This window comes from Myxococcus sp. RHSTA-1-4, assembly GCF_020037125.1.
Classification (GTDB): Bacteria; Myxococcota; Myxococcia; order Myxococcales; family Myxococcaceae; genus Myxococcus.
Window position 1 is genome coordinate 110,883 of record NZ_JAIQDG010000017.1, and the last position, 22,815, is coordinate 133,697.

At 70.8% G+C, this 22,815-nt stretch carries 17 protein-coding genes; 11 read left to right on the plus strand and 6 right to left on the minus strand.

Annotated features, from left to right (window positions below; all coding sequences use genetic code 11):
• Nucleotides 1–2 precede the first annotated feature (2 nt).
• On the minus strand, nt 3–1,952 hold the full coding sequence (locus K8638_RS23160; RefSeq protein WP_223756772.1) for a S9 family peptidase: 1,950 nt from the start codon (nt 1,950–1,952) through the stop codon (nt 3–5).
• Between the two features lie 56 nt (nt 1,953–2,008).
• Entirely contained in the window at nt 2,009–3,964 is a 1,956-nt protein-coding gene (locus K8638_RS23165) for a S9 family peptidase (RefSeq protein ID WP_223756773.1), read from the minus strand.
• Nucleotides 3,965–4,190: 226 nt separating this feature from the next.
• Between K8638_RS23165 and K8638_RS23170 the strand changes: the two genes are divergently transcribed.
• Complete coding sequence (locus tag K8638_RS23170; protein ID WP_223756774.1) at nt 4,191–4,703, plus strand: pilus assembly protein PilB; 513 nt, start codon at nt 4,191–4,193, stop codon at nt 4,701–4,703.
• A 126-nt stretch (nt 4,704–4,829) separates the two neighbouring features.
• On the plus strand, nt 4,830–5,855 hold the full coding sequence (locus tag K8638_RS23175; protein WP_223756775.1) for a class I SAM-dependent methyltransferase: 1,026 nt from the start codon (nt 4,830–4,832) through the stop codon (nt 5,853–5,855).
• Nucleotides 5,856–5,871: 16 nt separating this feature from the next.
• On the opposite strand, the gene K8638_RS23180 is transcribed toward K8638_RS23175, so the two are convergent.
• Nucleotides 5,872–10,839 (minus strand): ATP-binding protein, encoded by a 4,968-nt coding sequence (locus tag K8638_RS23180; RefSeq protein WP_223756776.1) that lies wholly within the window; start codon nt 10,837–10,839, stop codon nt 5,872–5,874.
• A 473-nt stretch (nt 10,840–11,312) separates the two neighbouring features.
• Between K8638_RS23180 and K8638_RS23185 the strand changes: the two genes are divergently transcribed.
• Complete coding sequence (locus K8638_RS23185; protein WP_223756777.1) at nt 11,313–12,923, plus strand: TIGR02269 family lipoprotein; 1,611 nt, start codon at nt 11,313–11,315, stop codon at nt 12,921–12,923.
• Entirely contained in the window at nt 12,920–13,390 is a 471-nt protein-coding gene (locus K8638_RS23190) for an NUDIX hydrolase (protein WP_223756778.1), read from the plus strand. The genes K8638_RS23185 and K8638_RS23190 overlap by 4 nt, the downstream gene beginning before the upstream one ends.
• Before the next feature lie 427 nt (nt 13,391–13,817).
• Here K8638_RS23190 and K8638_RS23195 read toward each other — a convergent pair whose 3' ends face one another.
• Both K8638_RS23195 and K8638_RS23200 read right to left on the minus strand, forming a co-directional pair.
• Complete coding sequence (locus K8638_RS23195) at nt 13,818–14,222, minus strand: hypothetical protein (RefSeq protein WP_223756779.1); 405 nt, start codon at nt 14,220–14,222, stop codon at nt 13,818–13,820.
• 29 nt (nt 14,223–14,251) lie between these two features.
• On the minus strand, nt 14,252–15,184 hold the full coding sequence (locus tag K8638_RS23200; protein ID WP_223756780.1) for a LysR family transcriptional regulator: 933 nt from the start codon (nt 15,182–15,184) through the stop codon (nt 14,252–14,254).
• A 156-nt stretch (nt 15,185–15,340) separates the two neighbouring features.
• Here K8638_RS23200 and K8638_RS23205 point away from each other — a divergent pair, with 156 nt between their 5' ends.
• The 7 genes from K8638_RS23205 (at nt 15,341) to chrA (ending at nt 21,986) form a co-directional block, all read left to right on the plus strand.
• Nucleotides 15,341–15,850, plus strand: a complete 510-nt coding sequence (locus K8638_RS23205) for a hypothetical protein (protein ID WP_223756781.1) — start codon at nt 15,341–15,343, stop codon at nt 15,848–15,850.
• A 1-nt stretch (nt 15,851) separates the two neighbouring features.
• A complete protein-coding gene (locus K8638_RS23210; protein ID WP_223756782.1) occupies nt 15,852–16,961 on the plus strand; it encodes a saccharopine dehydrogenase family protein in 1,110 nt (369 codons plus the stop codon).
• A gap of 142 nt (nt 16,962–17,103) precedes the next feature.
• Nucleotides 17,104–17,688 (plus strand): hypothetical protein, encoded by a 585-nt coding sequence (locus K8638_RS23215; protein WP_223756783.1) that lies wholly within the window; start codon nt 17,104–17,106, stop codon nt 17,686–17,688.
• Between the two features lie 119 nt (nt 17,689–17,807).
• Complete coding sequence (locus tag K8638_RS23220; protein ID WP_223756784.1) at nt 17,808–18,785, plus strand: fumarylacetoacetate hydrolase family protein; 978 nt, start codon at nt 17,808–17,810, stop codon at nt 18,783–18,785.
• Nucleotides 18,782–19,441 (plus strand): maleylacetoacetate isomerase, encoded by a 660-nt coding sequence (gene maiA / locus K8638_RS23225; protein WP_223756785.1) that lies wholly within the window; start codon nt 18,782–18,784, stop codon nt 19,439–19,441. The genes K8638_RS23220 and maiA overlap by 4 nt, the downstream gene beginning before the upstream one ends.
• Before the next feature lie 26 nt (nt 19,442–19,467).
• Nucleotides 19,468–20,631, plus strand: a complete 1,164-nt coding sequence (hppD, locus tag K8638_RS23230) for a 4-hydroxyphenylpyruvate dioxygenase (RefSeq protein ID WP_223756786.1) — start codon at nt 19,468–19,470, stop codon at nt 20,629–20,631.
• A 62-nt stretch (nt 20,632–20,693) separates the two neighbouring features.
• Nucleotides 20,694–21,986, plus strand: a complete 1,293-nt coding sequence (gene chrA / locus K8638_RS23235) for a chromate efflux transporter (RefSeq protein ID WP_223756787.1) — start codon at nt 20,694–20,696, stop codon at nt 21,984–21,986.
• Nucleotides 21,987–22,010: 24 nt separating this feature from the next.
• Here the strand turns inward: chrA and K8638_RS23240 are convergent, their stop codons facing one another.
• The gene (locus K8638_RS23240; RefSeq protein ID WP_223756788.1) at nt 22,011–22,814 is read right to left on the minus strand and encodes a hypothetical protein; all 804 of its coding nucleotides are present in this window, start codon (nt 22,812–22,814) and stop codon (nt 22,011–22,013) included.
• Nucleotide 22,815 lies beyond the last annotated feature (1 nt).

Here is a 22,815-nt window from a genome sequence, read left to right on the forward strand (position 1 = left end):
CCTCAGTTCGTCGCGCGGGCCTGCTTGAGGTGCTGGTCCAGGAAGGCGCGCGTGCGGGAGAAGGCCTCGGCCTCGTTCTTCTTCTTGCTGAAGCCGTGGCCCTCGTCGGGGAAGACGACGTACTCGACGGGCACCTTGTTCTTCTGCACGGCCTGGACGATTTCGTCCGACTCCACCTTCAGCACGCGCGGGTCATTGGCGCCCTGGATGACGAGCAGCGGCTTGCGAATCTTCTCCGCGTGGAAGAGGGGCGAGGTGGCGCGGAGCATCTCCTCCTGCGTCTCCGGGTTGCCCACTTCCTGGTACAGCGCCTCGCGGAAGGACTCCCAGTAGGGCGGAATGCTCTTCAGCGTGCGCAGCCAGTTGGACACGCCGAAGATGTCCACGCCCACGTTGAAGGCGTCCGGGTGGAAGGCCAGGGCGGACAGCACCATGTAGCCGCCGTAGCTGCCGCCGATGATGCCGATGCGCGAGCCGTCCACGTACGGCAGGCTGGCGAGGTACTTCTTCGCCTCCAGGCAGTCCTGGAGCGGCTCGCGGCCGTGCTTCTGGTCATCCGCCGTGAAGAACGACTTGCCGTAGCCGGAGCTGCCGCGGTTGTTGATGCCGAGCACCACGTAGCCGTGGTTCGCCAGGTACTGGATGAACGGGAAGTAGCCCTTGCGCGTCTGCCCGCCGGGGCCGCCGTGCACCCAGATGAGCGCGGGCACCTTGTTCTCCGGCGTGGCCTGGTGCGGCTTGTAGAGGATGTTCGGAATGGCCAGCCCGTCGAAGGACTTGAAGCGCACCACCTCCGAGTCCACCAGGTCCTTCGGGTCGATTTCGGGGGTGAGTGTGTCCGTCAGCCGGGTGAGCTTCTTCGTACCGAATTCGTAGGCGTAGAGGTTCGTCGGCGAGCGGTCTCCCCGCACGTAGAAGGCCATCCGCTTCTCGCTGCGGGCAATGGACACGCCGGTGATGTCACCCTCGGGGAGCCGCGGCAGGGCCAGCGGCTTGCCGGCCTTCACGTCATGGACGCGGATGACGGTGCGGCCGTCCTCGTTGATGCCCGTGACGCGCCAGGCGCCGTTCCGGGAGAAGTACGTGTACATGACGTCCCAGTCCGCCTTCTCCACCTCCTCCATCTTCCCGGTGGCGAGCACGTAGCGCACCACGCGGGTGAACTCGGTGCCCTCGTTGGTGAGGAGGTACAGCGCGGTGGAGGCCGGGTCGAAGGTGGCCGACTGCCAGGAGGCGGTGCCCTGGTGCGGGGTGAGGTGCTTCACCTCCTTCGTGGCGACGTTGTACAGGTGGACGTCGCTGTCGGACGTGGTGCGGGACTTGCCGAGGGACACCCACTTCTCGTCCGGGGACACGTCGCCCAGGTCATAACCGCCGTCGTTCTGGAAGAGCAGGGTGCGCGCGTAGGTCTTCGCGTCGTAGCGGTACAGGTCCATGAAGCGCGGGTCGCGCTCGTTGCTGAGGACGTAGAAGGCGGAGTCGTCATGGCTCCAGCCGGCGAAGCTGGCCCGGTGCTTGTCGCCCGGGGTGAGGTCCTTCTCCTTGCCGTCCGGGGTGCGCACGTAGAGGTGGGAGAGCTCGTTGCCGCCCTGGTCCCTCGAGAAGAGGAAGCGCTCGTCCTTGGGGAAGTAGCCCACGGAGTACGTGCTGTCCGTGGTGGAGCGGGTGAGCTGCGTGGGCTTGCCACCGGCGGCGGGGACGGAGAAGACGTTGAAGATGCCCGTCTCGTTCGACGTGAAGAGCAGCCGCTTCTCGTCCGGAGAGAAGGACGCGCCGAACACGTTGGTCGTCTTCATGAACTGCTCGACGGTGTACTGCTTCGACGGGCGCGCGGTGGCCCGGGCGGGCGGGGCCTTCGCGGGTGCCGGTGACGGGGCGGGCTGGGCCAGCGCCAGGGTGGGAACGAGCGCCACGGCGGCGAGCGCTCGGGACAGGGTGTTCCAGGACGGCATGGGACCTCCAGACTGCGTGCGGGGAATGCGGACCCGGGGGCCCGCGGGGTTGAGGCTCAGTTCGTCGGGTCGGCTGCCTTGGGAGCGTTCTTGAGGTACTGGTCCAGGAACTCGCGGATGCGCACGGACGTGTCCGCCTCGCTCTTCTTGCTGCTGAAGCCATGGCCCTCGTCGGGGAGGACCATGTAGTCGACCGGGACCTTGTTACGCCGCACGGCCTCGACGATTGCGTCCGACTGCGACTTCTTCACGCGCGGGTCGTTGGCGCCCTGGATGACGAGCAGCGGCTTGCGAATCTTGTCGGCGTGGAAGAGGGGCGAGGTGGCGCGGAGCATCTCCTCCTGCGTCTCCGGGTTGCCCACTTCCTGGTAGAGCGCGTCGCGGAAGGCGACGGGCGGCAGGTCCTTCAGGGCGCTCAGCCAGTCGGAGATGCCGAAGACGTCCACGCCCACGTCGAAGGCGTCCGGGTGGAAGGCCAGGGCGGCCAGCGTCATGTAGCCGCCGTAGCTGGCGCCGAAGATGCCGATGCGCGAGCCGTCCACGTACGGAAGGCTGGTGAGGTACTTCCTCGCCTCCACGAGGTCCCGCAGCGGCTCGCGGCCGTGCTTCTGGTCATCCGCCGTGAAGAACGACTTGCCGTAGCCGGTGCTGCCCCGGTTGTTGACGCTGAGCACCACGTAGCCGTGGTTGACCAGGTACTGGATGAACCCGAGGTAGCCCCGGTACGTGCCGTCTCCCGGCCCACCGGGGGCCCAGACGAGCGCGGGCTGCTTGTTCTCCGGCGTGGCCTGGTGCGGCTTGTAGAGGACGCCGTGAATCGTCAGCCCGTCGAAGGACTTGAAGCGCACCACCTCCGAGTCCACCAGGTCCTTCGGGTCGATTTCGGGGGTGAGCGTGTCCGTCAGCCGCGTGGCCTTCCTCGTGGCGAAGTCATAGACATGGAGGTTCGGCGGCGAGCGGTCCCCGTTCACGTAGAAGGCCATCCGCTTCTCGCTGCGGGCCATCACCACGTCGGTGATGGCACCCCCGGGGAACTGGGGCAGGGCCACCGGCTTGCCGGCCTTCACGTCATGGACGCGGATGGCGATGCGGCCATGCTCGTTGATGCCCGTGACGCGCCAGGCGCCGTTCCGGGAAAAGGCCGTGTACGCCACGTCCCAGTCCGCCTTCTCCACCTCCTCCATCTTCCCGGTGGCCAGCACGTAGCGCACCACGCGGGTGAACTCGGTGTCCTCGTTGGTGAGGAGGTACAGCGCGGTGGAGGCCGGGTCGAAGGTGGCGGACCGCCAGGAGGCGGTGCCCTGGTGCGGGGTGAGGTGCTTCAGTTCCTTCGTGGCGACGTTGTAGAGGTGGACGTCGCTGTCGGCCAGGGTGCGGCGCGTGTCCACGGAGAGCCACTTCTCGTCGGCTGACACGGCGCCCAGGTCATAGCCGCCGTCGTTCTGGAAGAACAGGGTCCGCGCGTACGTCTTCGCGTCGTACCGGTACACGTCCATGAAGCGCGGCTCTCGCTCGTTGCTGAGGACGTAGAAGGCGGAGCCATCATGGCTCCAGCCATGGAAGGTGGCGCGGTGCTTGTCGCCCGGGGTGAGGTCCTGCTCCTTCCCATCCGGGGTGCGCACGTAGACATGGGTGAGCTCGTTGCCGCCCTGGTCCCTCGAGAAGAGGACGCGCTCGTCCTTCGGGAAGTAGCTCACCGCGAGGGTGGCGTCCGTGGTGGAGCGGGTGAGCTGCGTGGGCTTGCCGCCGGCCACGGGCACGGAGAAGACGTTGAAGATGCCCGTCTCGTTGGAGGTGTAGAGCAGCCGCTTCTCGTCCGGAGAGAAGGACGCGCCGAACACGTCCGTCGTCTTCATGAACGGGTCGATGGTGTACTGCTTCGACGGCCGCGCGGTGGCGTGGGCTGCCTTCCCTGGCTTGTCGGGCCGCGGCTTGTCCGGAGCGGACAGCGCGAGGGTGGGGACGAGAGCCATGGCGGCGAGCGCTCGGGACAGGGGGAGCCAGGACGGCATCGGACCTCCGGACCGCGTGTGGAGAAGTGCGGGGAATCTGGCGCAATGACCCGCCCAAGGCGAGATTCCAACACTCCCGTCATTTCGAAAGCCCTCAGGGGGAAAACGTTTCCACCTGGTGGTGAAAGCCCCTTGCAACCGTGCGAAAGCACTGGGCCACGGGGTGGCACGCGGTCCGCATTCCCCACGACGCACGGACTGGTCGCGGGGGTGGCGCGTGCGGCGGGTGAGGTTGGGTGAGCTGCTGGTCCGCCAGGGATTGTTGACGGAGGCCCAGGTGGCCACGGCGCTCGCGTACCAGTCGCGGTGGAACTGCAAGCTGGGCGAGGCGCTGGTCCAGCTGCGGCTGCTCGAGCCGGGGCAGGTGCAGCGAGCGCTGTCGAGCCAGCTCCGGGTGCCCTTCGTCCGGGGCGAGGAGATGGCGAAGGTGCCGGCCGCGATGGTGAAGAGCGTGGCCCCCGAGGTGCTGGCCCGCCTGAGGGTGTGTCCGCTGCGTGTCGAGTGGCATGGCGCCCGGGGGATGCTCTACGTGGCCACCCACCAGCCGGAGAACCTGCCCCTGTTGGATGAGCTGGCGTTCATCACCCACCTCACCGTGCGCCCGGTCCTCGCACTGCTGGAGGACATCGAACGCACGCTGCGGCGGCACTGCGTGTCCGGCACGCGGGAGCTGGAGCCCATCGAGCTCCCACCTGACGACGGCATCCGTCTGGAAATCACCCGGGGCGGCGAGGGTTGAGCCACTCCATCGCTTGCCCGTGAGGGAGCCGCCAGGGCCGCGCCCGTCCGGCCGCATGGGCCACGAGAAGGTTCGAGCGTGTTTTCGGGGGAAGTGAAAGCCAGCCCCTTCCGCGTTGTGTTGGCGATGCAAGAATCCCAGACCCCTCTCACCCGCGGTGCCCCCACCGCCCCTCCAGGCGAGCGCAACCGGCTGGTCATCACCGAGCAGGCTCCCCCATTCGAGGACGCGTTGGCGGAGGCGCAGAGGTGGCTCGACAACGTCTACGCGCGGATGGTGGAGGGTCCGGACGAGGTGCTGTGGCAGAACATGCACTCGCTGCACCTGGGGCTCCTCACGCTGCGGCGGCGGTGGAGCCCGGAGGTGTGGCGGAAGTTCTGCAAGGAGACGGCGAAGAAGCATCCGCTCCGGCCCTTCCTGCACCAGTGCCCCTTCACGCGCCGGGCCTGGGAGCGCCCGCGCGGGTACGCGGGGGATGCGGTCCTCATCGACTACCTCTATATGGACCGGGCCGCGGACGAGCTGCACGCGGGGCGTGAAATCTACCGGTACATGCACCAGCAGCCCAGCTCGCTCAGCGTGCGCGAGCGGCGCGAGCTGCTGGCGCGGACCATCGACGAGACGGCCGAGCGTGTCCCGGAGGGCGCGCGCATCCTCTCCGTGGCGTGTGGCCACCTGCGCGAGGCGGAGACGTCGCGTGCGGTGGCGGAGCAGCGCGTCGGCGAGCTCATCGCCTTCGACCAGGACCCGCTGAGCCTCGCGGAGATTTCGCACCACAACCCCCACGGCGTGGTGAAGCCCGTCTGCGGCTCGGTGCGAGCGCTGCTGTCCGGCAAGACGACCTTCCAGGACATGGACTTCGTCTACTCGGCGGGCCTCTACGACTACCTGTCGGACGCGGTGGCCACGCGCCTCACCGGGCTCCTGTTCGGCATGCTGCGCTCCGGCGGGAAGATGCTGGTGGCCAACTTCGCCCGGTACCCTCCCGAGACGGGCTACATGGAGGCCTTCATGGACTGGTGGCTCATCTACCGCGAGGAGGACGACATGCGCGCCCTGCTGGGCGAGGTGCCCATGGAGCAGCTCGCCGGCATCCGCCTGTACCGGGACACCCAGGACAACGTCATCTACCTGGAGCTGACGCGCCGCTGAGGCCCGCGAGGGCCCGTCAGTGCACGGGCCCCGAGAAGGGCAGGGTGACGGTGAAGGTGGAGCCCTGGCCCGGGGTGCTGTCCACGACGATGGTGCCGCCCAGGGCCTGCACGATTTCGCGGACAATCCACAGGCCGAGCCCGAAGCCGCCGTAGTGCCGCACGGACACGGCGCGCTCGAAGCGCTCGAAGATGCGCTCGCGGTCCTCCTCCGCGATGCCGATGCCCTGGTCTCTCACCTTCAGCCGGGCGTGTCCGTGGGTCTCCTCCAGGACGATGTCAATGGGCTTGCCCGCGCCGTACTTCATGGCGTTGGCCACCAGGTTGCCCACCACCTGCTCCAGCCGCATCGCGTCCCAGCGCCCCACCATGGAGGGCGAGGAGGTGTTGAACCGGACGGGGCACTCGGCGCGGGCGAGCGCCTCCCGGCTGCGCTCGAGCTGCCCGCGCACCAGCGGCACCAGGTCCACGTCCTCCAGCTTGATTTGGAGCTGGCCCTGGGCGATGCGCGAGATGTCGAGCAGGTCGTTCACCAGCCGCCCCAGCCGCTGCGTCTGGGAGTAGGCGGACTCCAGCTTGGTGGTGAGCTTCTCCGGGGCCAGGGGCTTCTGCGCGCCGGCGCGCACCTGGGACTGGAGCCCCTGGATGTGGAGCTGCAGGGAGGTGAGCGGCGTCTTCAGCTCGTGCGCGGCGATGGAGAGGAAGTCGTCACGGCGGCGCACCGCCTCCTGTTCGGCGCGGTACAGGCGGCCCTGCTCCTCGGAGAGGGCGGCGATGCGGGCGAAGTTCTCCGCGTTCTCCAGCGCGGCGCCGGCCAGCACGGTGACGAACTCCGCCAGCCGCTCCTCGTCCTCGCCGAACAGCGCGCCCACCTGCCGGTGGCTGGCCACCACGCACGCCACCGTCTTGCCCCGCACCTGGATGGGCGCGCACAGGAGCGAGCGCACGCCGAGCAACTCCATGCTCTCGCTGACGCCGCCGGGCAGCCCCTGGCCCATGACGGCGATGCGGCCCGTCTCCAGCGCGCGGGCCAGCGCGGTGCGGCTGATGCCCTGGGCCGCCACCTCCTCGTCGGGCAGCAGGCCCCGCGGGTCCAGCACCACGCAGTGCTCGGCGCGCAGCAGCTCCATCATGGACTCGCGCGCGGCCTCGAAGACGGCCTCCCGTGACAGGGCGGAGGCCAGCCGGCGTCCCGCGTCCAGCACGCGCGGGAAGCGGTCCACCAGGGACAGCGTGCCCACGCCGCCGTTCTCCCGCGCGGCCTCCCGGGGGGCGAGGCCCTCCTCCATGTCCTCCAGCTCGCGGGTGGCCTCCGCCAGGTCCTCCACGGCGCCGGGCCAGTCCAGCGCCCGTCCCAGCTCTCCGCGCGCCCGCAGCGTCAGCGCGCGCTCGTGCCGCATCCGTTGCGCCTCCGCCACGCGCAGGGACTGCTCCAGGAAGCGGCGCGCGCGCCGCGGGTGGCCGCGCATGGCGGCGAGCAATCCGCGCTCCCGCAGCGCGTGGGGGAGGTTGTTGTGGTAGGTGCGCGCCGTGTGGTGGGCCTGCTTCGCCACCTCGTCGGCGCGCTCCAGCAGCGCCTCGCGGCGGGCGGGATGCAGGTGGGACGTGCCCTCCGCGAGCTGGCGCAGCGCGGTGGCCAGCCAGGGGACGATGGGGGCCACGTACTCCTGCCGCAGGTGGGCCTCGTCCGCGATGCGCTGGGCGCGCTCCAGCACCTCCACCGCGCCCGCCGCGTCTCCCAGGTAGAGCAGGCGGATGGCCTCCGCCTGGAGGACGCCCGCGTGGCTCTGAGGGTCCGGCTGGTCCGGGTTCGTCAGCTCGCCCTCCAGCAGCGAGCCGGGGATGCGGCCTCCCGCGGCCTTGGCCCAGGCCTCCAGGCCCAGGCGCACCGCGTACCGGTCTCCCAGCGCGAGCGCCGCCGCGTGCAGCCGCTGGCTGGTCTCCAGCGCCTCCTTGAGCCGGCCCAGCCGGTAGAGGGACATGGCAATCTGGAAGGTGGCGTTGTTCACCTCCCACGGGTCGCCGGTGCGCTCCAGCAGGCGCACCGCCTCGCGGCACTTGTCGATGCACTCCTGGAAGCGCGAGGAGGCGTAGAAGGCCAGCCCGTAGAAGTGCAGCGACTGGCCCTGGCCCCACACGTCGCCCTGCTCCCGGCGCAGGGCCAGGGACTTCTCCGCGTACGCGTACGCGCGGCTGAACCAGGGCAGGGTGGTGAGCGCCGGCGAGTGCGCCGAGTACGCCTGGGCCAGCTCCGGCGTGGGCGGGTAGCGCTCCGCCAGGTTCAAGTCACGCAGGTGCGCCCACAGCACGGCCATGCGCCCGCGGCGGTACCAGTAGCCGTAGGCCAGCCGGCTGTAGAGCTGGACGGCCAGCATGTCCTTCTCGCCGCGCTCCAGCGGACGGCGCGCGAGGAACACGCGCGGCGCCAGGGTGTGGCCCGCCTGCGACAGGATTTCCCACAGCGAGCTGACGCCGGTGAGCAGGCCGCGCGGGGGCACCCAGCGCCCCAGCAGCTTGAGGCTCTGCTCCAGGTACGTGTTGGCCTGGCCGAAGTCCCCCCGCTTGAAGGCCAGCTCTCCCAGTTGCCCGAGGATGCGCGCCTGCTCCGTCTTGTCCCGTGCGAGCGACTGCGCGCGCTCCAGCTGCTGCCGGGCCTCCTCGTAGCGGCCGCGCAGCATGAGGACGTTGCCCAGGCCGGCGGCGATACGGAAGCGGGTGCCCGCGTCCGCGCCCGGCGTGCCGCGCTCGGCGATGCGGTAGTTCAGCTCCGCCGTCTCCAGGGCGAAGCGCTGGCGGGCCTGCTCCGCGGCCAGCATCGCGTAGGGCAGCGCCTGGGAGTACTCACCCGCGGCGTCGAAGTGGTACGCCAGCTCGAAGGGGTCCTGCGGCAGGCTCTTCGCGGCGGTCCTCGCGGCCAGCCGGTGCAGCTCGCGCCGCTCCTGCGGCGTCAGCATGTCCAGCAGCACCTCGCGCAGCTTGTCGTGGACGAAGGTGTAGCGCGTGCCCTCCGCCCACAGCATGTGCCGGCGGCGCGGCTCGTCCAGCGCGTTGACCACCTCCGCCGGGGTGGTGCCGGCCAGAGCCGCCATGCGCCCCAGCTCGAAGGACTTGCCCAGCACCGCGCCCACCGACAGGAGGCGTAGCGCGTCCGGGGGCAGCAGCCGCAGGCGCCGCACGAGGAAGGTGGCCGCCTGGCGCGAGGAGCGCGCGTGCGCCATGGCCTCGGGCTGCACCTCCCAGCCGGAAGTGCCTGGCACCAGCACGCCGTCCTCCACGAGGCCGTGCAGCACGGCGCTGGCCATGAAGGGGTTTCCCTCCGACAGGCGCGTCACCAGGTCGGTGGCCTCGGGCGGCAGGGCGCCCGCCATGGACTCCGCCAGCCGCACCACGTCCGCGGCGCCGAAGGCGGACAGGCGCAGGTGCGCGGTGGGGGCCAGCCGCCGCAGCACGTGCGTGGGGCCGATGTCCTCGCTGCGGAAGGAGACGACGACGAGCACCCGGCCCCGGGCCTGGCGGCGCGCGAGCGACCAGCCCTCCAGCGCGCGCAGCGTCAGCTCGTCCGCCCACTGGCAGTCGTCCAGCACCACCACCGCGGGCTCGTCCTCCGTGCCCAGCGCGCCCAGCAGGGCCGTGAGGGCCCAGATGCTGCGGCTCTCGCCCAGCGACTCCGGCCCCAGCCCCTGCGCGCCCGCCTGCGGCATGGGGCAGAGCGCGGGCTCCAGTTGCGGCAGCACCGTGCACAGGCCGGCCTCCTGGCCCGCGAGCCGCTCGCGCAGCAGCTCCGCCAGCGCCGGCCGCTCCTTCATGGCGGTGGTGATGCCCGCGGCCACCTCGGCGAAGAGCTGGAAGGGGCGCTGCGCGGCCTGGTCCAGCGCCTGTCCGTGCAGCACCCAGGTGCGGTGCTGGATGGCGCGGGCGGAGAACTCCTCCAGCAGCCGGCTCTTGCCGCCGCCGGACTCGCCCTCCACCACCACCAGCCGGCCCGGGTCCGTGCGGGTGCGCTCCAGCTCGCGCTCCAGCGTGGCCACCTCCTCCTGGCGGCCGACGAAGGAGGGCTCCGCGAGGCTGCGGCGCTGGTCATGCGCGCCGGTGACGAGCTCCGGCTCCGCCTGCCCGTGCGCCATCGCGTCCTCGAGGTCGCGCAGGTCCGCCAGCGCGGACTCCGCGGACTGGTAGCGGTCCTGCGGGTCCGTCTGCAGGAGGCGGGCGATGAGCTCCTCCAGCGCGCGAGGCACCTCCACGCCCACCGTGCGCAGCCGGGGACGCGCCGCCAGGTGCTGGCGCAGCACCTCACCCACGGAGGCGCCGTCGAAGGCGGGCCGGCCGGAGAGCGCCTCGAAGAGGACGACGCCCACCGAGTACAGGTCCGACGTGGCCTCCACGGGCCGGTTGAGCAGCCCGGCCTGCTCCGGTGACAGGTAGCGCGCGGTGCCCACGGGCAAATCACGCAGGGAAGGGTCCAGCCGCTCGCTTCGAGACAGGCCGAAGTCCACCAGCGTGGCGCGGGAGAGCGGCTCGCCGGAGACGAGGAGGTTGGAGGGCTTCACGTCGCGGTGGAGGACGCCATGGCGGTGCACCTCCGCCAGCGCGGCCAGGACACAGCGGCCGAGGGTGATGGCCTCCGGCACGTGGAGGGGCCTCGTGGACAGGCGCTCCTCCAGCGTCTCGCCCTCAAGCCAGGGCGTCACGAGGTAGAGCAGGTCGCCGGAGAGGCCCAGGTGACGGACGCGGACGACGAAGGGGCTGTCCATCCGGGAGAGGACGGAAGCCTCGTGCTCCAGCCTGTGCCGGGCCGCCGGAGCGAGCGCCGTGGCGGACGTCACCTTGACGACCACCCGCTCGCCGGTCCGCAGGTCATTGCCACTCCAGGTGGAGATGCCACGGCCCGTCTTCAGGCGCTGGACCAGCTCGAATCGGTTGCCGAGCCGCCTCCCAGGTTGTGGTTCTCCGGGAACGGCGCCGGCGTATTGGAAGCCCTCAGCCATTCAATGCCCTTGCCCCCAATCGAATCGCCCCTGCGATCCGGTCGGCCGTGCGTCCCTCCAACAACCTTGGGTGCCGGAATGGGCGGTGCCAAGGGGGAGACAGGCGCACGGTCCCCGTGCGCCGCTTGGACTTCAACAGCTACACATGCCGCGCTTCCCAACCTCCCGCCACGTCCGGCGCCGGTGGGCCGGAGGACGGGCGGGCAGGCTCGGCGTCCCGGTGGAAGGCGCGCACCGGCGCTTCACCCGGGCAGGCGGCGGAGGGAGCGGCCGGCCTTCTGGCGCGTCACGGGGCAAGGGGCTCGGTGAACTGGAGGAGAACGGCCCCACCACGGTGACGTCCACGCGCCGGGAGCGCGTGACGGCGGCGCGGGCACGTCCACCCTTCTTCGGCTCTGCGTCTCTGTCAGGCTGTTCGTGTATTTCCTGGTTGTGTCCCCGCGCTCTGGGGGCGCCACCAGGAGACGGGCACGATGGGGATTCCGCGTTGGGAGTGCGACGGCGGCCCGGGGACTTCGCCTCGGCGAGCCCGGGGATGGGGGCTGGGCACCGGGTCGCTGGGGAAGTGGCTGGCCCTGGTGGCCGCGGCGTGGCTGGCCACCGGGTGCGCCACGGTGGCGCCGCCGCGCGACGCGGGCGATGCGAGAGCGCCGTCACCGCGCGCTTCAAGGGGAGAGGAGCCGGAGGCGGGCCCGCGGGTGCGGCTGCGCCACCGGCGCGCCCTTCGCATGAGCGTGGGCACGGCGGTGAGTGTGGACGACCTGGGCCCATTCGTGGTCGAGGCGGGCCTGCTGGAGGTGGACGCCTTCGAGAAGCTGCTGGTGCACGCGGGGCTGGAAGCGACGGAGGAACTGCCCCCTCGCGTCAACCCCTTCACGCGGGAGGAGGCGTCCCGGGCGCTGGCACTGCTGCTCCAGAAGCCGATGACGCTGGGCCACTTCCCACCGCGCATGGCGGCGGCGCACCTGCTGCGCGAGGTGTTGGAAGGCGGCGATGTGTCGCGCGAGGAGCTGCTGCGCCGGGTGGAGCGCTTCACCAGCATCGCGGTGCTGAGGCCGGACGGGTACCTGGCGTGGGTGCGCACCGGACGCACGCAGCAGAAGGTGGCCCCGGTGGAATGGAGGGACGGCGCCTTCCGCGCCCATGCCTTCGAGCTGGGGCGCTTCTACTCCGGCCGCGGCGGCGTCTTCCGGCCGGTGGACGCGCGAATGCGGCCGGTGGAGGGGGCCGTGCTGGCCGAGGTGTACGACGACGCGGATGTCCCCGGCCGCACGCTGGACGGGGCGGAGGAGGCGTTCGTCGAGCTGTACCATGCGCTGGGCCAGTTCCTCACGCGGCCGGCGGACCACCTGGCGGCGCTGCGCCACCTGCCGGCGGGGGTGGTGGCCCTGATTGCCTCCTCGCCCGCGTACTGGGAGCGCTTCCGGTACATGACGGCGGGCGAGCAGATGAAGACGGTGGCCCGGCTGTCGACGCACCTGCTCGTGATGTGGGGTACGGCCTCGGCCACCACGCGGGCGGTGAGTGGCGCGCTGGCGGGGGCGGAGGTGCCGGTGCTGTCCTTGTCGGGGCGTGGGGTGCTGGTGGTGGAGCGCGTCGCCGTGCCGGCGAGCCAGTCCGGAGCGGTGGTGGTGCCGGTGGTGGCCGGGTCGGTGTGGATGGCGCAGGCGCCCGGGGAGTTGTCGCCCGGAGTGCTCGAGGCGCTGGGAGAGGGGCCGGAAGTGGAGGCCCTGCGCGAGACGGGCCGGTGGGGCGCGGGCATGGGCGGACGGCCGAGGCACCACGTGCTGCCGCGGGAGCACCGGAAATGGTTCGAGGAGCGCGGCTTCACCGGGGAGATGGACATCGACCAGTTCTGCGTCGAGCTGGAGAAGGCGCACCATCAGGCCATCCACGGTGGAGGCAACTGGCGCCTGGGGCGCACCTGGCCCGATGAGTGGAACCGGATGATCATGCGAAGGTTGCGCGATGCCGAAATCGAAGCGGGCCGGATGCTGACCCGGGACGAAATACTGAAGCTCATCACGATGCACATGCAGGAATACGATATCCCTCTCAACTTCGTTCCCTGGAGAGGGAGATGACCGACGGCCGAGCGTGGCGGGGCAACTGGGTGGTGCGTCTGTATGAGCGGGTCCGCGAGCGCGGCTACGACTCCGTCACCGCCTTCGCCGAGGCCCGCCCGACCGCCTCGCTGGTGGAGCTGGCGGAGGAACTGGGCAAGGACGATGTCGCTGGGGTGCAGGTCTTCAAGGCCATGGTGGAAGAGGCGGAGCGGGGCCGCCACCTCACCCGGCTGGTGCGCGGGCAGCTCGTGCGCGAGCTGTGGAGGTGTCTCCCGGATGGCTGGCCCGTCGTGCTGGACGACGCAAACCGGTTCAAGGTCGCCGACGCGCTCAGTGCCTGGTCTTCCCATACCCCCATTACGCATGAGAAGCGCGTCGAGCAGGCCAGGGCCTCGCTCCGCGCAAAGCCCCCGCCTCCCGGCTGGCGTCCGCTCGGTCCCGACGATGAGCTCCTGCGCACGCTGCTGCCCGATGAGGAGGCCTGACGGACGAGGCGCTTCAACACCTTCCCCAGGGCCCCGCCACCGTCAGAGGCAAACGGAGCGCATGCAGGTCTACGTTCAGCACCCTGTTGTTGAACGGAGCGCGCGCGCAGTGCGTTGCGCGGGCGCGCCTTGGCCTGCATGGACATCTCCAGCGCCGGCACGCCGTCTTTTCCCATGTGCCCGGCGATGAGCGCCCCCGTGAGCCCACCGGGCTGGCACCGCTCACCGCGCAGCCGCTCCACCTCCGCGGTGAGTTGCTGGATGTGCGAGTCCTTCACGCGCGACAGCGGCGCGTCGAACAGCAGCACCGTCGCCTTGCCGGGACTGACTTGCACGCGGTGCGCGACCCGCGAGGAGGACTCCGCGCGCAGCGCGAGGTGGCGCGTGGAGGCCTCCCACTCCGGGGTAGAGGAGAGAGGCGGAGCGGTCAACGGCTCGCACGTTCACCACGTTCCAGATGCGTGCGGTGTCCGGGTTCGTGGACGCATCTTCGCGCTCCACGCCCGGCTTCTGGTCGCGGTCGAGCATCTCCAGGCAGATGGGGAAGGGGGCCGTCCCTGGTGAAGCCCGTGGTGAACAGGCCGTGCACGCGCTCACCCAGCTTGAGCTGCCCGGCCACCGTCTCGTGAGCCTCCAGCCCGTCCGGGAAGAGGTCCTCGTCGTCCACGTCCACCTCGTCGCGGTAGGCGCTGGCGTCGCGGATGAGGCGCTCCAGCTCCGCCGCCAGCTCCTTGCGCCCGTAAGCGTGGCCCGCCGCGCGCTCCTCCCGGGCCAAGCACTCGCACAGCGCGTCGCGCAGGGCGGCGTCGTGGGCATGTGTCCTCCTCGGCATGGGAGTGAGTGTATTGCGGTCACTCCATGTCAAACCTTCATCGCCGGATGTGTCTGCCCCCGTGGCAGGGGCCCGGCGCCGGAGGGAAACAGCGTCTGGATGAAGTCGAGGAAGACGCGGACGCGGGACGGCAGGTGCCGGCTGGCGGGGTGGAGCGCGTGGATGGGGCGCTCCTCGCAGGCGTACGCGTCGAGCACCGTGACGAGCGCGCCGGAGGCCAGCTCGCGCGCCACCATGAAGTCCATCAGCCAGGCGATGCCGAGCCCCATCACCGCGGCGTCCCGCAGCGTGGCTCCCTGGCTGACGTGGAAGGCGCCGCGCGGTGTAAGTCGGATGGGGCCCTGCGCGTCCTTGAAGTGCCACTCCCCCGTCACGCCCTGGCGCAGGAAGCCCAGGCACTGGTGCCGGGCCAGGTCCGCGGGCGTCCTCGGGGTGCCGTGGCGCTCCAGGTAGGCGGGGGCGGCGACGGCCACCAGCCGCGCCACCGTCAGCTTGCGCGCCACCAGCCGCGAGTCCGCCAGCGGGCCCATGCGGATGAGCACGTCGGCGCCCTCGGTGATGGGGTCCACCACCTCGTCCCGCAGCGTCAGGTGCAGCTCGAGGCCCGGGTACGCCGCGAGGAAGCGCGGCAGGGCGGGGGTGAGCACGAGCTGACCGATGACCTGGGGCGTCTCCACGCGCAGCCGCCCCGTGGGCCGGCTCCGCGAGCGGGACAGGGCCTCCTTCGCCTCGTTCAGCTCCGCGAGGACGCGCTGGCAGCGGGCATAGAACTCACGGCCGTCGTCGGTGAGCCGGAGCGCCCGCGTCGTCCGATGGAAGAGGCGCACGCCCAGCTCCTCTTCCAGCCGGGCGATGCGCCGGCTGACGGCGGAGGCGGTGATGTCGAGCTTCCGCGCCGCGCGCGTGAAGCCGCCGTCCTCCACGGCTCGGACGAAGGCGTCGATGTTGGAGAGCGAGTGCATGGCTGTCGCGGGCACGGCATTGATGCGCGGGACGCACAGGTGATGTGTCCAGGCTTCGCTCGCACTCTACCGGAGCGCGCTGCACATCCGTCCCAGGACGCGCGAGGCCCATCGGCCCGCGCCCATGTGTCCTGGGAGGAATGCGAAATGGATGCCGTGAGATGGTCGAAGACCCTGAGCCCCGTGGCCCGCTCGGCGGTGGCGTCGCTCGCCGTGCTGCTGCTGACGAGCGTGCACCATGCGTATGGCGCCTTCATCTACCGGACGCCCTGGCGGTTGCACATGGTGGCCATCGCCGCCGTCACAGCCGTGGTGCTGCTCGGTGCGTTGGCGGTGCTCCGCGCGAGACCCGGGGGCTGGACGGGTGGGGTGGCGCTCGCCGTCTTCGCGCTGACCACGCTCGGCGTGCCCGTGGGGATGATTGGCGTGTTCGAGGGCGCCTACAACCACGTCCTCAAGAACGTCTTCTATTTCGGAGGCGCGTCCCCGGAGCTGCTGGGACGGCTGTTCCCGCCCCCCACCTACGAGCTGCCGAACGACTTCCTCTTCGAGCTCACCGGGGTGCTCCAGGTGGTGCCGGCGGTGCTCGCCGCCGTCTTCCTCGTCCACGCCTTCCGTGGGCGGCGCCAGCGCCTGACGGGCGCGGGCCTTCCGGAGGTGCTGTGACATGCGAGTCGTTCAGCCCCGGCGCGAGGGGAATGTCGTCATCGTGGGTGGCTATGGACAGGTCGGGCAGGCGGTGGCCCGCGCGCTGGCGCCCACGCTTCCCGGGCGCGTGGTGGTCGCGGGACGGAGCCAATCACGGGCCGAGTCGTTCGCCACCTCGCTGGGGCACGGAGCGCGCGGGCTGCGCTTCGACGCGGACGCGGAGGACGCGGGCCCGCTCCTCGCGGACACCGCCGCGGTGGTGATGTGCGTGGACCCGCGGAGAACGGGCTTCGCGGAGCGCTGCCTCCAGGCCGGCGTGGACTACGTGGACGTGACGGCGAAGCAGGAGTCGCTGGACGCGCTCGAGCGGTTCGACGCCCTGGCGCGGGCCGCCGGCGGCACCGCCGTGCTCGGCGTGGGCGTGGCGCCGGGACTGACGAACCTGCTGGGCGCCTGGGCCGCGTCACGGATGGAGGCCGTGGAGCGGCTGGACCTCTTCCTGCTGATGGGCGCCGCGGACGTGCACGGCGTGGCGGCCCTGGAGTGGACCCTGGACAACCTGGCGGTGGACTTCGACGTCTACCGCGAGGGCCGGCTCCAGCGGGTCCACGGCTTCCGGGAGCGCGCCGACGTCCGCTTCCCGGGCGAGGCGCGGGCTCGCGGGGCCTGGCGGTTCAACTTCCCCGACCAGCGCACGCTGGCGCGGACGCTGTCCCTTCCCACCGTGTCGACGTGGCTGGGCTTCGAGCCGCCATGGCTCACCTCGCTGGTGGCGCTCGCCGTTCGACTCGGCGCGGCACGGTGGCTGCGCGCGCCCCGGCTGCGCGGCGCGCTCCTCGGCCTCGCGGGCCGCGTCCACTCCGGCTCGGACGTCTGCGCGGTCCTTGCCCGGGCGGAGGGCATGCTTCCGGGAGGACGACGCGGAGTGTGTGAGGCTTCGCTCCATGGGCGGCAGGAGGCGGTGCTCACGGGCGAGGTCGCGGCCGAGGTGGTCCGCGAGCTGCTCGCCGGCAACCGGCCCGGCGGTGTCCTGCACCTGGAGCGCTTCACGGAGCCGGAGAAATTGCTGCGGCGCATCGAAGCCCGGTCGCCCGGGACCCGCCTGTGGCCTCCTTCGTCGCCACGCTGAACACCGGGCAGGCGCAGCGGCGACTTTCGCCGAGGCCACGTGCTACGAGGGCGCGGGGGCCAAGAGCGCCGCGGTGCCCGCCCGGAGAGCCGCGGTGCTTCCCAGCCAGTCGCCGGGCCACACCACGAGGACAACACTCCCCATGATGCTCCTGAAGACGTTCGCCGTCGCGCTCTCGCTCGCGCTGCTCCTGCCCGCCACCCGGGCCGAGGCCTCCGACTACCCGCCCGACTACGCCATCTGCCACCTGTTCGACACGAAGACGGCGGGGCCCTTCGAAATCATCCGCGAGACCACGAAGCTGCCGGGCCGCTACGCCACGCTGACGGTGTCCTACCGGGGCTACCTGCGCGGCAAGTACCGGGACGACCAGATCAGCATCTTCGTGAAGCTCAATGGCAACTACGTGACGGTGCCGGCCAGCGCGGGCTCCAACAACGACGCGTACATCTTCCTGAACGCGGGCCCGCGCAACTGCACCAAGTGCATGCGCTACATGAACACGCCGCTGTGCAACGCGCACTTCGCCGCGGGCGGCCAGGAGGGCGTGTGGGTGTGCGAGCAGCCCACCGCCACGGAGAGCCACGTCTTCTTCTACGGCTGGGACCCATACGGCAACCAGAACCTGTGGAACATCGAGGTGGCCGCGACAGCCAATGGAGAGTGGGACAGCAACTCCGGCGCGAACTTCTCCACGAGCCTGACGCCACGTACCTCCTGCCCGTAATCCTCTGCTCGGGGTGGCGGGCGCATCGTCACGCTTGACACCCCCGGTTCCCCGGCGGAAAAGCCGGGCCACGAATGGCGGCCCGCCGTTCCCCCAATGGGCCGCCGGGGAGCCCGGAATTGAAGCTCGCGACGCTCAAGGACGGAACCCGTGACGGCCGGCTCATCGTCGTCAAGCGGGACAACTCGGCCTACGCACTGGCCACCAACGTGGCCCTGACGCTGCAGGCCGCGCTGGACGACTGGGACACGAAGGAGCCGCAGCTCCGCGCCCTGGCCGCGCAGCTCGAGGCGGGCACGGTGCAGAGCCGCCCGCTCGACGTTCGCGCCCTCCATGCTCCGCTGCCACGCGCCTACGAGTGGATTGACGGCAGTGCCTACCTCAACCACGTCATCCTGGTGCGCAAGGCCCGCAACGCGGAGCCGCCGCCCACGCTGAAGACCGACCCGCTGGTGTACCAGGGCGGCTCCGGCGACTTCCTCGCGCCCACCGCCGACATCCCCCTGGCCGACGAGGCGTGGGGCCTGGACTTCGAGAGCGAGGTCTGCGTCATCCTCGGCGACACGCCCCAGGGCACGAAGGCCGCGGACGCGGAGAAGCACGTCAAGCTGCTGATGCTGGCCAACGACGTGTCCCTGCGCAACCTCATCCCCGACGAGCTGGCCAAGGGCTTCGGCTTCTTCCAGAGCAAGCCCGCCACCGCCTTCAGCCCCTTCGCGGTGACGCCGGACGAGCTGGGCCCGGCCTGGCGCGAGGGCCGCATCCACCTGCGCCTGCAGTCCGTGCTCAACGGCGTGCAGGTGGGTGACACCGACGCCGGCCCGGAGATGCACTTCTCCTTCTTCGACCTCGTCCAGCACCTCTGCAAGACGCGCAGCTACACCGCGGGCACCATCCTCGGCAGCGGCACCGTGTCCAACGAGGACCGCGCCCGGGGCATCTCCTGCCTCGCCGAGCGCCGGATGATCGAGACGATTGAGGAGGGCAAGCCGAAGACGCCCTTCATGAAGCCCGGCGACACCATCGACATCGAGATGCTGGACGCGGAAGGCAACAGCGTCTTCGGCCGCATCTCCCAGACGGTGAGGAAGGTATGAAGGCGCTGAGGCTCCATAACTATTGGCGCTCGTCCGCCTCGTGGCGGGTGCGCCTGGGACTGCACCTCAAGGGCCTGAAGTTCGAGTACGTGCCGGTGCACCTGCTCCAGGACGGCGGGCAGCAGAACACGGAGGCGTACCGGGCGCTCAACCCCATGCGCACCGTGCCCACGCTGGAGTGGACCGAGGACGATGGCACCGCGCGCCGGCTGTCCCAGTCGCTCCCCATCCTGGAGTACCTGGAGGCGCGCTTCCCGTCCCCCGCCTTCCTGCCGAAGGACCTCTACCTCCAGGCCAAGACGCGCATGCTGGCGGAGATGGTGAACTCGGGCATCCAGCCCTTGCAGAACCTGGCCGTGCTGCAACGCATCAAGGGTGAGCTGAAGGCGGACGACAAGGCCTGGGGCGCGCACTGGAATGTCCGGGGACTGGAGGCGTTGGAAGCGGCGGTGAAGCCCCTGGCCGGCCGTTATTGTGTGGGGGACGAGGTGTCGCTGGCGGACATCTGCCTCGTGCCCCAGCTCTACGGGGCCCGGCGTTTCGCGGTAGACCTGACGCCGTATCCCACGCTGCTGCGCATCGAGGCGGCGTGCAACGAGCTGCCCGCCTTCCAGGCGGCACACCCGGACCGGCAGCCCGACGCGGCGCCGGCCTGACACTCGCAGGCTCACGGAGGCACGACATGGCCAGGCTGGAGTCGCTGGGCATCAAGACGCTGGAGAGCGTGCACTGGTACGTGCACGACCTGGAGCGCAGCCGGAACTTCTACACGAAGGGGCTGGACTTCGCGGAGCTGGGCGTGTCGTCGCCGGAGCTGGACGCGCAGGGCCGGCAGAAGTCGGCGGTGTTCCAGGCGGGCGACATCGTGCTGATGGTGAGCCAGCCGGTGGGCGAGGGTGGCCGCGCGTGGCGCTGGCTGCGCAAGCACCCGGACGGGGTGGGCACCCTCAACTTCGAGGTGGAGGACGCGGAGAAGGCCTTCCGCCTGCTGGACCAGCGGGGGGCCACCTTCATCACCGACATCCAGCGCTTCACGGATGCCCGCGGCGGGAAGCTGGCGATGTTCTCCATCACCACGCCCTTCGGTGACACCACCTTCCGCTTCATCCAGCGCGAGGGCTACAGCGACCTGTACCCGGGCTACGTCCGCCACCCGACGCCGAAGGGCGGGAAGAACAAGTACGGCTTCGGCCGGGTGGACCACGTCACGTCCAACTTCCAGACGATGCGGCCCATGCTCCTGTGGATGGAGCACGTCATGGGCTTCGAGAAGTTCTGGCACATCGAGTTCCACACGGACGACGTGGCCGCGAAGGAGAAGCGGGCGCACGGCAGCGGCCTGAAGTCCGAGGTGATGTGGGACCCGAGGAGCGGCGTGAAGTTCGCCAACAACGAGCCCTACCGGCCGTTCTTCAAGGCGTCGCAGATCAACCTCTTCAACGAGGACCACCGGGGCGACGGCGTGCAGCACCTGGCGCTCACGGTGAAGGACATCCTGAGCGCGGTGAAGGACATGCGCCGGAGCGCGGGCATCGAGTTCATGCCCACGCCGGGCACGTACTACGACGCGCTGCCCGAGCGCATCCAGCAGCTGGGCATCAAGAAGATCGACGAGGACATCCAGACGCTGCGCGAGCTGGAAATCCTCATCGACGGGGACAAGGAGCACAGCTACCTGCTCCAGATTTTCATGAAGGACGCGGCCAGCCTCTACAAGGAGCCGTCGGCGGGCCCGTTCTTCTACGAAATCATCCAACGCAAGGGCGACCAGGGCTTCGGCGGCGGCAACTTCCGCGCCCTGTTCGAGAGCATCGAGCGCCAGCAGCAGGCCGAGGGGCGAATCTAGCGCGCGCTCCCGTCGTCGAGTCGTTGCACCCTGTCCCCGGCTCGCGGGATAGGGTGCCGCTCATGTCGCCGCCGTCCGCTCATGACGTCACCACCGTTGCTCCGGACCGCGCCACCGCGCTGAAGGAGCTGGCGCTCCTCTTCCTCCGGCTGGGCACCACCGCCTTCGGTGGCCCCGCGGCCCACATCGCGATGATGGAGGACGAGGTGGTGCGGCGCCGGAAGTGGCTCACGCGCGACGAGTTCGTGGACCTGCTCGGCGCCGTGAACCTCATTCCCGGGCCCAACTCCACGGAGCTGGCCATCCACATCGGCCACAAGCGGGGCGGCTGGCCCGGGCTGGTGGTGGCGGGGACGTGCTTCATCCTCCCGGCGTTCCTCATCGTCGGCACCATCGGCTGGGCGTACGCGCGCTTCGGGAGCCTGCCCCGGGTGGACGCGCTGCTCTACGGCGTGAAGGCCGTCATCATCGCCGTGGTGCTCCAGGCGCTCTGGGGCCTGCTGCGCAGCGTGGTGAAGACGCCGCTCGCCGCCATCGTGGGCGTGGCCGCGGTGGTGGCGTCCTTCCTGGGCGTCCATGAGCTGCTGCTGCTCCTGCTGGCCGGGCTCGCGGTGCTGTTGTGGCGCGCGGGGGAGCGCCGGCTGCGTGGACCGCCGCCCGGGCCGCCTTCGGGGCGTGGCTCGGAGCCCGCGCGGGGGGCGCCTCCAGAGCAGGGCTCGGAGCGTGCTTCACCCGACAGGACGGGCTCCACCTCCACCAGGGCGGCCGTGCTTCCCCTGTGGCCGCTCCCCGTGACGGGCGCCGTTGCCACCGCCGTGCCCTTCACCCTGCACGGCCTCTTCCTCTTCTTCCTGAAGGTGGGCTCGGTGCTGTACGGCAGCGGCTACGTGCTGCTGGCCTTCCTGCGCTCGGACCTGGTGGAGCGCTACGGCTGGCTCACGGAGGCGCAGCTCCTGGACGCGGTGGCCGTGGGGCAGGTGACGCCGGGGCCCGTCTTCACCACGGCCACCTTCATCGGCTACGTGCTGGGCGGCGCGTCCGGCGCGGTGGTGGCCACGGTGGGCATCTTCCTGCCCGCCTTCTTCTTCGTCGCGCTGAGCGGGCCCCTCGTGCCCCGCATCCGCCGCTCCTGGTCGGCGGGTGCCTTCCTGGACGGCGTCAACGTGGCGTCGCTGGCGCTGATGGCCGTGGTGACATGGCAGCTCGGGCGCGCGGCGCTGGTGGACGTGTGGACGGTGGGGCTCGCCGTCGTGTCCGCGGTGCTGCTCATCCGCTTCCGCGTCAACTCCGTCTGGCTGGTGCTGGGCGGAGGCGCGGTGGGTCTGCTGCTGGCGGGCGGCTTCAGCTTGCGTTGAGTGAAGGCCTCCCGTGTGCGGAGGTCACCCGCCGAACGAGCGCCGCTTCCGGGCGGCGGAGATGGCCAGCCCCAGCACCGCCAGCGGCACGCCGATGACCACCGGCCACAGCCACAGGGGCTCGCCCGAGTGCACCACCGCGCGGAACTCGCGGCCCTCCGCGGGGCCGTCCACCAGCTCCGCGAGGCTGACCTTCCACTCCACCGTGTCCTTCTTCTCGTTCACCGTGCCGTTCGTCTCGCCGATGCTCGGCCCGTGCACGCGGACGGTGATGGAGTTCTTCGCGAGGAGGGCCTTCACCATCTCCTTCGCGAGCACCTGCCCCACCTGCGCGGCCGCGTCATCACCGTCCTCGGCGGTGGGCGCCTTGTCCGGAACGAAGCGCTGCGTGAAGACGTAGTCGCCGCCATCGCGCTCGATGCGGAAGTCCCAGGTGCCCGAGCCCTGCTGCTGGCTGCCCGTGCTCTCACTGACCTTCCGGAACAGCTCCGGGAGCTTCGAGGCATCCTTCACCGTCAGCTCCTGGACGAGGTGGAACTGGTCGCCATCCTCGTACTGCCGGAGCACGAGCTCCACGACGTTCGGGTCATTGGCCACCGCCGCCTGCAACTGCTCGCGCTGCTCCCCGACCTGCTCCAGCAGCTCCTTGCCGCCGATGGCCTTCGCCAGTGCGCCCAGGGACGTGGGGATGCCCAGGTCGACCACCACGCGAGCGGAGCCGTCCGGGTTGAGCCACAGCTCCTGCACGACGTCGAAGCAGCCGGTCAGCGTGAGCAGTGCCAGCGTGGCGAGCAGCCACGGCGGGCGGGGCGTGGAGCGCGGGGCCATG